The sequence below is a fragment of the Virgisporangium aurantiacum genome (genome assembly GCF_016863635.1).
In the GTDB taxonomy this organism is placed as follows: domain Bacteria; phylum Actinomycetota; class Actinomycetes; order Mycobacteriales; family Micromonosporaceae; genus Virgisporangium; species Virgisporangium aurantiacum.
In genome coordinates this window covers 23325-36807 of sequence record NZ_BOPG01000032.1, presented here as the reverse complement: position 1 = coordinate 36807, position 13483 = coordinate 23325, and the positions used below count along the sequence as shown (strand labels likewise).

Genomic DNA, 13483 nt, shown 5'->3' with positions numbered 1-13483 from the left:
GGTCAGCGGATCACCCCGACGCTCCTCGCCGCGCGGATCCAGGTTGGGAACTCCGACAGCAGCCGCGCGTACAGGTCGGCGTCGGTGAGGGTGTCGATGTCGTCGACCGCGAAGAACCCCGCGTTGTCGACCCGCCGGCCGGTGAGCGCGTCGAGGCGTTCCAGCACCCCGTAGTTGGCCCCGTCGACGCCGACGAACTGCCAGAACATCGGCCGGTCGGCGCTCTTGCGCAGGATCGACTCGATCTGCTGGCTCCGGGACACCCCGCCGTCGGAGAGGAACAGCACCAGCACCGGCGGCCCCGGCGGCAGCGCCGCCACCGTCCGCACGACGTCCTTCATGACCTTCGGCTCCTCGTTGCCGTAGCCGAGCGCCTCCCCGTCGAGGGTGCCGTCGGGCCGGAACATCGGCACCGGGTCCGCCGCGAAGTCCTGGATCCGCCCGGGCCGCACGTAGCGGCGGGTCCACTCGGGCAGGTCGGCGACGGTGAGGTCGGGCAGCCGCGTCATGGTGCTGGCGAAGATCCAGGCGGCGAGGACGCCGTCGGGGGTCAGCTGCGCACCGACGGCGGCGAGCCGTTCGACGACCCGGGCCACGGTGCCGTCGTGGTAGGCGTGCTCCAGGGAGCCGGACGCGTCGAGCACGAGGAACACCCGCGCCCGCACCCCGGCCGCGTCCTGCTTCGCGAGCACCTCGCCGACGAGCCGTTTGCGCAACGACAGCCGGTCACGCACGTCGGCGGGCAACCGCTCCTCCCCGGGCGTCGCGACCACGGCCACGGCCGGCGCGGCGACGCCCGGCACGACCGACGGGGCGCCGTCGGCATCGGCCTCGACGGCGATGCCGTAGGTCCGGGCCAGCCCGGCCAGGCCGTCCGACCAGCCCTGCCCGACGGCGCGGAACTTCCACCCCGCCCCGCGCCGGTACAGCTCACCGAGCACCAGCGCCGACAGCCCGGCCAGCTCCGGCGGGTCGAAGCGCAGCACCGGCTCGTTCCCCACCTCCCGCACCAGCAGGTGCAGCCCCGTCACCGCGTCGAACGTGCCGCTGTCCACCGACACCGCCAGCGCCACCGTCGCGACCTCCGCGGGCACCGACGGCAGCGCCACCTCGAGCCGGCCGGCCCCGGTGTGCAGGCGGACGGCGCCGGAAGCGTGCCGGGGATGGTTGTAGAAGACCATGTCCCCGTCGCCGCCCACCCGGCCGTCGGCGCCGAGGAGCAGCCCGGTGAGGTCCACCGTGGGACCCGCCGGGTCCCACCGCACCTCGACCCGGATCGTCGCGTCGGGGACGGGAACGGTGGCGCCGCTGGTCAGCGCGGTCGGTGTCACCGGGGCAGCATAGGGCGCCGGGAGTGGCACCTACGCGGCGAAGCGCCAGACCGTGAACGCGGTCGCCGTGGGCGTCCCGCCCGACGTGCAACCGGCCGTGCTCGTTCAGGTACGCCCCCGACGGCAGCACCGGCTGGCCGTCGACCAGCAGGGGCCGGCTGCGCCCGGTCAGTCGAGCGCGGGCGGCAGGGACCGGGTGATGGCGGGCGTCCCACCGAACTGCTCACGCGTCTCCGCGAACGACGACTGCGACAGGGTGCTGGCGCTCACGCCCTGGCTCACGGCGTACGCGGTGCCCTGGTCCTGGTCGAGCGTCTCGAACCACATCCGTTCGCCACCGGACACGACACCCATCCCCCACCGGTGGGGCAGGTCGGACTCGGCGGCCGTGAACACGATCAGCGGCTTCATGTCGATTTCCTCATCCTCGGACGGACCCGGTACGGGCGTGGACGAATCGGGTTGGTAGTACCGGCGGAACAGCGAGGTCTTGTCGCCGCCCTCCGAGTCCCGGTAGTACGAGATGTGCGTGTGCGACTCGTGATCGGCGGTTCCGGCGTCGGGGAGGATTCCCAACGCGTCGTACCGCGTCACGCCGCCCGAAAGTGACCGGCGGCCGATCACCTCGCGGATGTTGCGCGTGTCGTGCGTCCCGGCCCGGCACTGCGCGATGAGCCAGGCGGTCAGCTCGTAGAGTTGCCGGCCCGACAGGCCGCCGATGTCGAGCGCCATCGCGGCGTTGCTGCCGGGCCGGTCCAGGTCGGTCTGGCGTTTGGAGTAGTCGGTGTTCAGCTTCCCGATCATCGCGAGCACGTCGTTGCCGACGTGGTACCCGCCGCTCGACCGGTGCGACTGGTCCCCGATGATCCCGATCGAGTCGACGGGGATCCCGATGCTGATCAGGTAGTTGCGCGCCTGGATGAGGGCCGGATCGGCGTAACTCATGCGGTCCCTTCGTTCATGGGCCCACGAGGTTCGGCCGGTGGGCGAGTGCGGTGGCCTGGCCGGGACCCAACGTGCGGGGGGTGATCAGGCGGTCACAGCCGCCCCAGAGGACCCGGGCCCGCGGCCCGCACCGCCGGGCGAACGCCGTGACCAGGGCGGACTTGCCCAGTCCGGCCTCGCCGGCCACCAGGGCGACGCCGCCGCCGGTGGCGCTGTCGGCCAGGAGCCCATCGAGCAGGCTCAGTGCCGCAGAGCGTTCCCACAACTCCACGCGTCGACACTAGCCGCACGCGTCCCACGGTTCTGGCCCTTAGGTTGGGCGGCTTCCCCCGTTCCGGGTCGCCGACCCGGCCGTAGCGTGCCGCCGGTCCGACCCGTGCCGGGCCCGGCCGTCCGGGCCCGGCGCACACCCCTGTGTGCGTAACCTGTTTAGCTGTGGACGAGCACGATCCGGTGGAGACGTTGGAGCATCCCAGCTGGTGCGACCGGGCGCACTGCACCGCCACCGTGCCGAGACCCGAGTACCGGGCCGGCGAGACGGGCTTCCACCGGTCGGCACCCGTCACGCTCGGCGACGTCCCGCACGTCGGCGACATCGTGCTCGACCCCGACCTCAACCCGCTCGTCGCCTTTCTCGCCCAGCCGGCGCCGCCGTGGGAGCCGGTGACGTACCTCAAGGCCGGAACGACGGCGGACCCGGAGTTCCTCTCCCTCACCGCCGCACAGGCGCGGGCCGCCCTGCGACAGCTCGACGCTCTGGTCACGTTGGCGCACGCCGACTCCTAGGGCGCCGTCCACGCCACCGGCAGGTGCTTGACGCCGTGCTGGAAGTTCGACCGCAGACGCGCGCACGGGCCGCCGGCGCGCAGGGTCGAGGTGCGCCGCAGCACCTCGGCGAACAGGGCCCGCATCTGTGCCCGGGCCAGGTGCGCGCCGAGACAGAAGTGCGGGCCGTGGCCGAACACGAGGTGCGGGTTGGGGCTGCGCCCGATGTCGAACCGGTCCGCGTCGGCGAACACGGTCCCGTCCCGGTTCGCCGAGGAGAACGACACGACCACCTTGTCGCCGCGGCGGATCGGTTGCCCGCCGAGCTCGCAGTCGGCGGTCGCGGTGCGGCGGAACGTCATGACGGGCGTCCACCAGCGCAGCATCTCCTCGACCGCGGTGGGCAGCAGGCCCGGGTCGGCCCGCAGCCGGTCCTGGGCGTCCGGGTGTTCGAGCAGGGCGACGCACGCTCCGGGGAGACCGTTGCGGAGCGTCTCGTTGCCGGCGACCGCGAACAGCCAGAACATGTTCTCGAACTCCTCGACCGACACCTGCCCGCCGTCGTCGTCGACCTGGGCCAGCAGGATCGACATGACGTCGTCGCCCGGCCGCCGGCGCTTCTCCTCGGCCAGCAGGTGGGCGTAGGCGTACAGGTCCGGCATGCCCTCCCTTGTTCGCGGGTCGGGCTGTGACCCGGCGGCCGGCCGCAGCGCCACCGCCTCGCGGGCCATCGGCGTCCCCTCCGCCGGGTCGAACGTCGCCGACGACGCGTAGTCCGGATCCTGGTAGCCGATGACCCGGTTCGACCAGTCGAACAGCAGCCCGCGGTCGCACTCGGGCATGCCGAGCACGTCGGCCAGCGCCAGCAGCGGCAGGTCGGCCGCGACGTCGGTGGCGAAGTCGCACACGCCGGCGGGACCGGTGAAGACCCGGTCGCAGATCGCCGCGGCGTGGGCGCCGATCCGGTCGGTCAGCTCGCCCACGGCGCGCGGGGTGAACGACCGGGCCAGCAGCCGCCGCAACCGGGAATGGTCCGGCGGGTCCATGTTCAGCATCATCGAGCGGACGTAGGTCAGCGCGGCCGGCGTGGCCGGGTCACGGATCTGGGTCGCGCCCAGCCACGACGAGAACAGCTGCGGCCGGCGCAGCACGGACTCGACCTCGGCGTGCCGCAGCACGAGCCAGAACCCCGGCCCGCCCGGCCAGCCGAGCACCGGCACCTCGTCGACCCACACCACGGGGTGCCCGGCGCGCAGGCGGGCCAGCGCGTCGTACGGCACCCCGTCGACGTAGGTGTTCGGATCGAAGACGATCTCGGTGTCGGGACGCGGCACAGGAGAACCGTATCGTCGTCACGCCGCCCGATCGACCGCGCGCGCGGACGACGAGGCGACCGCGGGCCGTTCCAGTGGGGTGAAGAATCCCTTGGCGGCGGGCGCGAGCGCGCCGACGTGGTTCATCTTCTTCGGCACCGCCCGGCCCGCATACGACAGCTCGGCGGCCGCGAGCGGCTGGTGGACCTCCGTGAACCCGCCGTCCGGCATGCGCCGGATGATGCCGGTCTCCACGCCGTGCACCAGCACCTCGCGGTCGTGCTGCTGGAGCGCGAGGCAGACGCGGTGCGTCAGCCAGTACGCCACCGGCGGCAGGAGCAGCAGTCCGATCCGGCCGGCCCACGTCACGGCGTTCGTGCTGACGTGGAACGTCAGGGCGATAACGTCGCCGGCGCCCGACAGCGTCAACACGAGGTAGAACGCGAGGGCCATGGCACCCAGCGCGGTGCGGCGCGGGACGTCCCGCGGGCGGTCGAGCAGGTGATGCTCCCGGTGGTCCCGGCGCACCCGCGCCTCGATGAACGGGTACGCCATGGGCAGCGCGACGAGGAAGGTCGGCAGCACCACCGCCGCCCAGAAGATCGGGTGGACGGTGTACCCGGCGATGCTCAGCTCCCACGGCGGCATGATCCGGACCGCGCCGTCGAGGAACATGAGATACCAGGCCGGTTGCGACAGCGCCGACGCGGCCGCCGGTTGTGCCGGCCCGAACAACCAGACCGGGTTGATCTGGAAGAGGCCGCCCAGCACCGCGACCACGGCGCAGACGAGCAGGAACAGTCCGACCTGCTTCAGCCCGTACCCGGGGAACATCCGCCGGCCGACGACGTTCGTTTCGGTGCGGCGAGGGCCCGCCCACTGGGTCGACCCGTGCCGGAGCCGCAGCCCGACCAGAGCGAGCATGAGCGTCACCAGCAGCCCGGGAAGCAGCACCACGTGGAGGACGTTGAAGCGGCCGACGATGACGTCGCCCGGGAACTCACCGCCGAAAACCGACGACGCCAACCAGCTGCCGGCCACGGGTACCGACAGCAGGATGCTCTGCAGGATCTGCATGCCCGTACCCGACATGCCGTCGTCCATCATCATGTAGCCGGTGTAGCTGGTCACCAGGGCGGCCCAGAACAGCAGCAGGCCGACGACCCACTTCAGCTCCCGCGGCTTGCGGAACGCGCCGGTGAAGAAGACCCGCAGCAGATACATCACGATCGTCGCGATGAACAGCATCGCCGCCCAGTGGTGCATCTGACGCATCAGAAGGCCACCGCGCACGTCGAAGGAAATGTCCAATGTGGACGCATAGGCCGCCGACATGTGCGTTCCCCGCAACGGCACGTACGACCCCTCGTACACGACATCCTTCATCGAGGGCTCGAAGAAGAGCGACAGAAACGTGCCGGTGACGATGAGCACGACCAACGAGTACAGGGCGATCTCGCCCAGCAGGAAGGACCAGTGGTCGGGAAAGACGCGGTTGAGTATGCCCCGCAACGGTGTGGCGACCCGTAGCCGGGCGTCCACCGCCGTCCCGGTCCGGGCCGACAACGCGGCGCGGTCAAGCCTTCGACGTTTCATGTCGGCCCCGCTCGTGTGGAGATGTCCTTCCACCGTGTGACGAGAGAGGGCCGAGCCGTGTGACCGTACGGCTCCGTGACGCGCACCACCGTGGCGGGCGTCACGCGTCCGCCGAACCGTCGAGTCACATCCGTTCCACCCGGAAGTGGGGTGACGGCGCATTCCCGCATCGGGCCCGGTGCTTCGGGCCGACAATCCCCGCATGTCCCAGACCGAGGTGCTGGTCGCGCGGCCGCCCGCCGGTGGCCCCGGCCGCGGCCGCAGGCCCCGGGTCTACGTGTCGTCGCCGGCGCTCGATCTGGCCGATGCGCGCCGCCGGGTGATCGACGTCGTCCGGCGCAGCGGCTGCGAGGTGGTCTCGATGGAGACCTACGGCGCGGACGGCCGCCCGCCGGTCGAGCGGTGCCTGGCCGACGTCGGCAGTTGCGAGGTCTACGTCGGGATCGTGGCCTGGCGCTACGGTTCGGCGCCGCCGGGCTCGCGCCGGAGCTTCACCCACCTGGAGTACGAGGAGGCGGTCCGCCTCCGCAAGCACGTCCTGCTGTTCCACCTCGACGAGAAGGCCTCGTGGCCGACCGCTCACGTCGACCGTTCGCAGGGCGCGGTGCGCCGGCTGCGTCGGGTTCAGGCCAGGGACCACATCGTCGACCAGTTCACCACCCCCGACCAGTTGGCCGACGGTGTCCGGCGCGCGCTGCACCGGCTGCTCGGCGAGAACACCGCGCCGGTGCCGGGTCTGCTCCCGTACGTCCCCGACCGGCACGCCCAGCAGGAGGAGCTCGCCGAGGCCGCGCGTGGCGACCGTCTCGGTCTCTCGCCTTCCGTCGTCGTTCTGCACGGCGCGGCGGGACAGGCGCACCACAAGTTCGCCGAGCACATGCAGGAGCAGTTGCTGGCGCGGCACCTGCCGGCAACCGGAACGGTGCACATGTTCGCGGTCGCCCTGCGCGCCGCCGAACTGGACCAACCCGACGTGATCACCCGCCGGATCGCCCGGAGTTGCTCGCTCGACGCCGACACCGACGTGGCGACGCTGGCCGCGCGACTCCACGAACTGGGCACGCTGACGATGCTGCGGTTCCCGGTCGAGGTGGAGCTGCGCTACGGCCGGCCCCAGGTGCGGCAGGTCGACCGGCTGGTCAGGTACTTCGAGACGTGGCCGCGACGGCGTCCGCTGCGGGTCCTGCCGGTGATCTCCGCGCAGTACCGCGCGCCCTCCGGGTGGGCCGAACGTCTCCCCTGGCGTACGTCGGGTGCCGCCCGCCTGGCCGAGGCCGTGCGGAAGGTCGCCGGATCGGCCGTCGTCCTGCCGGAGCTCAGCAACGTGGAGATGTTCGAGGTGGAGGTCTGGTCGGAGCTGCCCGACGTACGCCGGTTCCTGGGCGGCGGCGATCTGGTGCCGGCGATCCGGCGGATCTTCGAACAGCACGAACGCACCAGCGGGGAACGCGGCATGCCGATGGAGAAACTCGCCGCCGCGTTGACCTACCTGCTGCGGTCCGAGGCGACGAACACGGAGATGGCCTGATGCTCGACTTCTATACCGGCGTGGTCCGGGCGTCGACGGCTTCGATGCCGCCCTCCCCGTCCGCCCGGCTGGCCGACCCGGCCGCCTACCTGCCGGCGCCTGACCTCGTCGACGCGGTGAACGTCGCGCTGCTGCTCGGCCAGCCGCTCCTCCTCACCGGCGAGCCGGGCTGCGGAAAGACCCAGCTCGCGGACAACCTGGCGTGGTCGCTCGGCCTGGGGCCGCTGCTCAAGTTCGAGACGAAGTCCGACTCGACCGCCGACTCCCTCTTCTACCGGTACGACTCGCTGCGACGCTTCGAGGCGTCGTCGCGCCACGAGGTCGGCGATCCGGCCCGGTTCCTCACCTGGACGGCGCTGGGCCGGGCGATCCTGGCCACGCTGCCGCCCGAGCAGCGCGCCCGGTTCTGCGCCGCCGGCGACGACGGATCCGCGCCGCGGCGGTCGGTCGTCCTGATCGACGAGATCGACAAGGCGCCCCGCGACTTCCCGAACGACGTGCTGAACGAGCTCGAGCACCTGTATTTCCGCATCCCCGAGCTCGGTGACGTCGTGCTCCGTGCCGACAACCGCCACCGCCCGATCGTGGTGATCACCAGCAACTCGGAGCGGGACCTGCCCGAGCCGTTTCTCCGCCGCTGCGTGTTCCACCACGTGACGTTCCCGGACGACGAGACCCTGCGCAGGATCGCGCTCAGCCACCTCGGTGCCCATGTGCGTGGTCTGGACCCGCTGCTCGACCAGGCGGTCTCGCTGTTCACGGCGCTACGCGCGGACGGCACCGGTCTGTCCCGCCGGCCCGGACTGGCCGAGTTCCTGAACTGGTTGGTGGTGCTCGCGCACGCCGGCACCGACGGGGACCCGCTCGGCGTCCGGACGCTGCACGTCACGATCGGCGTCCTGGCGAAGACCGCGGCCGACGTCGAGCGGGCGAACGGCGTGCTGACCGCCTGGCTCGCCGACCGGAACCGGTGACCGTGCCGCCCGACCCGGACCGGGGTACGGCCGTCGAGGCGACGCTGTGGAGTGTGGTCGGCCGGCTGCGGGCCCGGGGCTGGCACATTTCGCTGTGGGAGATCCAGCGGGCTCAGGACGTCGTCGCGTATCTCTTCGCCACGCTGGGCCGCCCACCCTCCGACGACGAGCTCCGACGGTACCTGCGGCCGGTCTTCTGCGCGCGGGACGGCGAACTGGAGGTGTTCGCCGAGGTCTTCCGGGACAGCGCGCCCGCGGCGGCGCCGGGGTCCGACGACGATTCCCGTCCGGCCGTCCCGCCGTGGCGGCACAGCCTTCCGATCCTGCTTCTCTCGGCCTTCTTCGTGATCGCCTTCGCCGTCGTGCTCCTGCGGCTGAACCTGGGCACCGGCAGCTCTGGCGGGGAGAGTGGATCGGGCGGCCCGGCGTCCGACGAGGATCCGGGCTGGCCCGTGTGGATGTGGTCGGGCCTGGTCGCGTTCCTGGCCGCCGGCGCCGCGACCATGCTGCTGGCGTTCCGCAAGCGGCTGCGCCGGCGATCGACGTCGCCGGCGCCCGGCCCCGACGTGAAGCTCGGCTGGGAGACCACCCACCCGCTGGATCCGGCCGACAGCGCCCGGCTCGCCCGGACGCTGCGGACCCGCATCCGCGAGCCGGGCCGCAGCACGCTCGACGTCCCGCGGACGGTCGACGCCTCGCTCCGGGCTGGAGTCCGGCTCACGCCTCGATTCGTGGAGTACAAACGCGCTCCCGAATATCTCGCGGTCATCGAGCAGCACAGCGCGGGCGACGTGCTGGCCGGCCACTACGCCCGCGTCGTCGATCAGCTGGCCGCACAGGGCGTGGCGATGAGCCGGGTCGGCCTGCAGGCGCGCTCGCAACTCGTCATCGACCGGGCGCGTGGCCCGCGTCACCTCGACACGCTCCACCCCACCAGCGAGCGGGAACGGGTGTTGCTGTTCGCCCGGGACGCGTCGCTGCGCGATCCGTTGACCGGCGCGGAGCGGCCGTGGCTCGCCCGGTTCGACCGGTGGGCCGAGACGATCCAGGTCGATCCCGACGCCCGGTACGCCCGGCCGCTCCGGCCGGTCCACCGGGTCCTGGACGACGTGCGCGCGCTCGACCCGGCGTGGGCCCGTGAGCGGGTCCGGTCGGAGCCGGCCGGGCTCGCGCTTCCGACCGTTTTCGAGGAGGACGACCAGGTCTGGATCGAGGCGGTGCCGCCGCCGCGCGACGCGCTGGTGCGGGCGATGGATCTGCTGGGGACGGCGTTGGGGCCGGGCGGCTGGTACTGGCTGGCGACGTGCGCGGTGTATCCCGAGATCAGCTACGAGTTGACGGTCGCGCTCGGCCGGCTGGTCCACGCCGACGACGGCCGACCGCTGGCCGACCACCTGCCGATCGAGGTGCTGGCCCGGCTGCCCTGGTTCCGGCACGCCTACATGCCGGACTGGTTGCGCGCCGGCCTCATCGTCACGCTGTCGCGCGGCCAGCTCGGCGCTGTGCGGTCGGCCGTCCACCAGATCCTGACCGACGGCCTTCTCCCGACCGCCGGTGCGGGAGCCGGACTGTCCGTCACCGAGTCGGGTCCGGGAGCCGGCCGCGGCGAAGCCCCGACGGACCGCGTCCACCTGACCGACCCGACGCTCCGCCGTCGGCAGCTCGCGGCGGCGGCGCCCAGGGCGTTGGTGGCGGCGATCCGGCGGCAGCGGCACCGGCTCGCGATGACGGGACTCCCGGCCGACGCGCCGGCGCCCCGGGTGCGGCGGGCTCTCGTGGTGAGCAACGCGATCGTGGTCGCCGCGACGCTGATGTCGACGGTCGGCGTCGCGGTGATGGTCGGGCAGACCTTCGGCTCACCCGATCCCGATGCCCTCTACGAGCGTTGGCGGGCCCGGGACTTCTGGCCCGCGGTCGCATTCTTTCCGATGCTGACGTCCTTCGTGGCGGGGATGTTCTCCTGCGTCGTGTCGGCGGCGGCCGGCCGACGACGCGGATTCGTTCTCGGTGCGGGCCTGTCGCTCCCGCTCATCGTCGCCACGTCTCTCCTGAACGACGACAATCTCCTGCCGCCGAACCTTCAGGCGGCCGTGCTGGTGGTCGAGCCGGTGTTGGCCTGGGCCTGGATTCTTCCGACGCTGTCCTGGAAATTCACCTCCACCACGACGCCGTGGACCCGGTTCCAGCGGCGGAACCGGGTGATATTCGCCGTCGGCTCCGGCGTCGCCTCCCTCACGCCGATCGGAGCGGGCCTTTTCTACCAGGAGAGTTGGTTGCATTGGGGCCTAACCAGCCTGACGCTGGCCGGCCTCGGGGTCGGGCTGGGTACGGCGTACGTCGGCGGCGTGCGCGTCATTCCGCTGGCGCTCGGGGCTACCGTCCTGCTCGGCGACCGCTTCGGGTTCCTCGCATCCGATCCATACTCGATTCTGCTGCTCTACGCGGCCGCGGTCGCGGTACTGGTCGGCTTCGCCTTGCAGATGGGGCGGTTCCGGGACCGGCCGCCGCCCGAGTTCTGGGAAACCCGGTGGGGCGACTGGCAGCGGCCGCTGACCGCAACGGCGCCCGGCATCGTCGGCGCATTGGTGTTCGTCCTCTCCGGGGAGGACCCGCTGGCAACGGCCTCAGGTGTGGGCATCGCGGTCGTATTCGCCCTGCTGAGCCTGATGACCGACCGGGTGGGCGCGTTCGTGGCCCGGCATCGGCTCGACACGCGGTCCCCGCTTCATCTCGATTGAGTGGCCAGTGCCTCCGCGCGGGCCAGGAACAGCGTCCGCTCGTCCTCGTTGCGGGTCAGTTCCGCGGCCCGCTCGAACTCGGCCCGGGCCTCCGCGATCCGCCCGACCCGGGCCAGCAGGTCCCCGCGCACCGCCGGCAGTTGCGGATATCCGCGTAGGGCCAGGCCCAACGATTCCACGATCGTCAGGCCGCGCGCCGGGTCGCCGGCCCGGCCCACCGCGACCGCCTGGTTGAGCCGCACCACCGGTGAGGGCCGCAGGTAGGCGAGGACCTCGTACAGGGCGGCGATGCGTTTCCAGTCGGTGTCGGCGGCGGTGTGCGACCGGGCGTGGCAGGCGGCGATGGCGGCCTGCACGGTGTACCAGCCGCCGCCGAGCGACTCGGCGCGGTCCAGGGCGGCCAGCCCGCGCCGGATCAGCAGCCGGTCCCAGCGGCGCCGGTCCTGGTCGTCGAGCAGGACCGGCCGGCCGGCGTCGTCGGCGCGGGCGGGCAGCCGTGACGCCTGCAGTTCCATCAGGGCGACGAGCCCGTGGACCTCCGGTTCGTCCGGAAGCAGCCCGACCAGCACGCGCCCGAGGCGCATCGCCTCCCGGCACAGCGCCGGCTGGGTCCAGGATTCGCCGCCCGTCGCCGAGTAGCCCTCGTTGAAGATCAGGTAGAGCACTCCGAGGACCGTGCCCGTCCGGTCCGCGAGCTCGGCCGGTGTCGGCATGGTGAACCGCACGCCGGCCGTCGCGAGCGTCCGTTTGGCCCGCACGATGCGCTGGGCGGCGGTGGCCTCCGGGATGAGGAACGCCCGCGCGATCTCCGTCGTGCTCAGCCCGCCCAGCAGGCGCAGCGTGAGCGCGACGCGCGCCTCGGTGGAGAGGACGGGATGCGCCGCGGTGAAGATGAGCCGGAGCAGGTCGTCGCCGATGTGGTCGTCGAGGGAGTCCACGAGCTCGTCCTCGCCGTCGCGCTCGACCGTATCCGCCCCGACGATGACGAGCTTGCCGGCGTACCGCTGGCGGCGCCGGATCGCGTCGATGGCCCGGTGCTTCCCGGTGGCCCGCAGCCACGGGCCCGGATCGGCGGGGACGCCGTCGCGGGGCCACTGCTCGATCGCGGCCACGAACGTGTCCTGGGCGAGTTCCTCGGCAAGCCCGACGTCGCCGACGAGCCGGGCGAGGCTCGCGACAAGCCTCGCCGACTCGATCCGCCACACCGCTTCGACCACGCGGCGCACGGCTGCCGGATCAGTGCTCATGCCGGCGCCGGGAAGTCCTCTGGGCCGAAAAGCTTCAGGACGTCCACCTCACCCTCCCAGCCGGGCCACAGGTCGCGGTGCGCCTTGAGGAACCGCGCGGCCCACTCGACCGCCTCCTCCTTCGACCGCACGTCGTAGATCGCGTAGCTGATGACCTCCTTCGACTCGGCGAACGGCCCGTCGATCGTGGTGAGCTCGTTCCCGGCCAGGCTGAGCCGGGCGCCGCTCGCGCTCGGGGCCAGGCCCGCGGTGTCCAGGAGCGCACCGGCCTGCGTGGCCTCCTGTCCCAGGGTCATGATGGCCTCCATCAGCTCGGGCGGTGGGGGCGTGGTGGAGTGCGTGCCGCGGAGCAACGTGAGGTAGCGCATGTCATCTCTCCTATCAGAGGGTGGTTCAGAGGGAACGGCGGTAGTGGGCGAAGACCACCGTGAGCCAGCCGGAGGCCAGGATCACAGCGCCGGTGAAGGCCAGCAGCGCCCAGGCGGCCCCGCCGGTCGCGGCCATCGCGACGAACGAAACCAGGAACACGATGCCGGTGACGCGCGAGAAGAGCGCCAGTCGCGGACGGTTCTCCCGGCGCAGCCGGCGTCCGAGGACCTGGGACGCCCCGAACAGGCCGAGGAAGCCGATGCCGCCGACCACGAAGTGCAGGATTCCGTGCCAGCTCACCGGCACCACCTCCGGCGTGCCGACCGGAAAGCCCCGGCCGGGGTCGGCGCGGAAGATCCCGGACCCCACCATGCCGGCGCCGTAGAGCGCGATCAGCACCGCCGCCGCGCGGCTCCCGGTCGCCCGGAACAGGCCGGCGGCGCCCGCGACGACGAGCGCGCCGGACACCACCAGGTTCGCGCTGTGGACCCAGCCGAAGGACCCGTTGGCCAGCATGCTCCACGCGTGCCGGGACGGGTCGAAGCCGTCGCGGACCGCGACCTCGATCAGGGACACCACCACGTACAGCGGACCCCCGACCAGGCCGGCGGTCAGCAGATCGTCTCGTCGGCGTGTGCTCGTCAACATGGTGTTCTCCCCACCGGAACGGGCCGCTT

The 13483-nt window shown here is 72.3% G+C and carries 12 protein-coding genes; 4 read left to right on the top strand and 8 right to left on the bottom strand.

The features are described 5' to 3' along the window. Nucleotides 1-2 precede the first annotated feature (2 nt). The 3 genes from Vau01_RS25005 to Vau01_RS24995 form a co-directional block, all read right to left on the bottom strand. Nucleotides 3-1331 (bottom strand): vWA domain-containing protein, encoded by a 1329-nt coding sequence (locus Vau01_RS25005; protein WP_203996910.1) that lies wholly within the window; start codon nt 1329-1331, stop codon nt 3-5. A gap of 168 nt (nt 1332-1499) precedes the next feature. Continuing rightward, complete coding sequence (locus Vau01_RS25000) at nt 1500-2276, bottom strand: hypothetical protein (protein WP_203996902.1); 777 nt, start codon at nt 2274-2276, stop codon at nt 1500-1502. 13 nt (nt 2277-2289) lie between these two features. After that, nucleotides 2290-2547: an AAA family ATPase gene (locus Vau01_RS24995; protein WP_203996900.1), complete on the bottom strand. Its 258-nt coding sequence runs from the start codon at nt 2545-2547 to the stop codon at nt 2290-2292. A 164-nt stretch (nt 2548-2711) separates the two neighbouring features. Between Vau01_RS24995 and Vau01_RS24990 the strand changes: the two genes are divergently transcribed. Further along, nucleotides 2712-3062, top strand: coding sequence for a DUF6907 domain-containing protein (locus Vau01_RS24990; RefSeq protein WP_203996898.1), 351 nt, complete (start codon nt 2712-2714; stop codon nt 3060-3062). Here the strand turns inward: Vau01_RS24990 and Vau01_RS24985 are convergent. Together Vau01_RS24985 and qcrB are read right to left on the bottom strand one after the other, a co-directional pair. Then, a complete protein-coding gene (locus Vau01_RS24985) occupies nt 3059-4375 on the bottom strand; it encodes a cytochrome P450 (RefSeq protein WP_239151831.1) in 1317 nt (438 codons plus the stop codon). The two genes, Vau01_RS24990 and Vau01_RS24985, sit on opposite strands and share 4 nt — an antisense overlap. An 18-nt stretch (nt 4376-4393) precedes the next feature. Beyond that, nucleotides 4394-5950, bottom strand: coding sequence for a cytochrome bc1 complex cytochrome b subunit (gene qcrB, locus Vau01_RS24980; RefSeq protein WP_203996896.1), 1557 nt, complete (start codon nt 5948-5950; stop codon nt 4394-4396). A 202-nt stretch (nt 5951-6152) separates the two neighbouring features. Between qcrB and Vau01_RS24975 the strand changes: the two genes are divergently transcribed. The 3 genes from Vau01_RS24975 to Vau01_RS24965 are packed head-to-tail and all read left to right on the top strand — an operon-like array spanning nt 6153 to nt 11190. Beyond that, nucleotides 6153-7478, top strand: a complete 1326-nt coding sequence (locus Vau01_RS24975; RefSeq protein WP_203996894.1) for a DUF4062 domain-containing protein — start codon at nt 6153-6155, stop codon at nt 7476-7478. After that, complete coding sequence (locus Vau01_RS24970) at nt 7478-8452, top strand: AAA family ATPase (protein WP_203996892.1); 975 nt, start codon at nt 7478-7480, stop codon at nt 8450-8452. The genes Vau01_RS24975 and Vau01_RS24970 overlap by 1 nt, the downstream gene beginning before the upstream one ends. After that, nucleotides 8449-11190: a hypothetical protein gene (locus tag Vau01_RS24965; RefSeq protein ID WP_203996888.1), complete on the top strand. Its 2742-nt coding sequence runs from the start codon at nt 8449-8451 to the stop codon at nt 11188-11190. The genes Vau01_RS24970 and Vau01_RS24965 overlap by 4 nt, the downstream gene beginning before the upstream one ends. On the opposite strand, the gene Vau01_RS24960 is transcribed toward Vau01_RS24965, so the two are convergent. Genes Vau01_RS24960 through Vau01_RS24950 form a run of 3 tightly spaced genes read right to left on the bottom strand, consistent with a single transcriptional unit; the run spans nt 11178 to nt 13454 of the window. Further along, complete coding sequence (locus tag Vau01_RS24960) at nt 11178-12437, bottom strand: RNA polymerase sigma factor (protein WP_203996886.1); 1260 nt, start codon at nt 12435-12437, stop codon at nt 11178-11180. The two genes, Vau01_RS24965 and Vau01_RS24960, sit on opposite strands and share 13 nt — an antisense overlap. After that, the gene (locus Vau01_RS24955) at nt 12434-12805 is read right to left on the bottom strand and encodes a YciI family protein (protein ID WP_203996885.1); all 372 of its coding nucleotides are present in this window, start codon (nt 12803-12805) and stop codon (nt 12434-12436) included. Before Vau01_RS24955 ends, Vau01_RS24960 begins: the two co-directional genes overlap by 4 nt. A gap of 25 nt (nt 12806-12830) precedes the next feature. Beyond that, the gene (locus Vau01_RS24950) at nt 12831-13454 is read right to left on the bottom strand and encodes a DUF998 domain-containing protein (RefSeq protein ID WP_203996884.1); all 624 of its coding nucleotides are present in this window, start codon (nt 13452-13454) and stop codon (nt 12831-12833) included. Nucleotides 13455-13483: the final 29 nt, after the last annotated feature.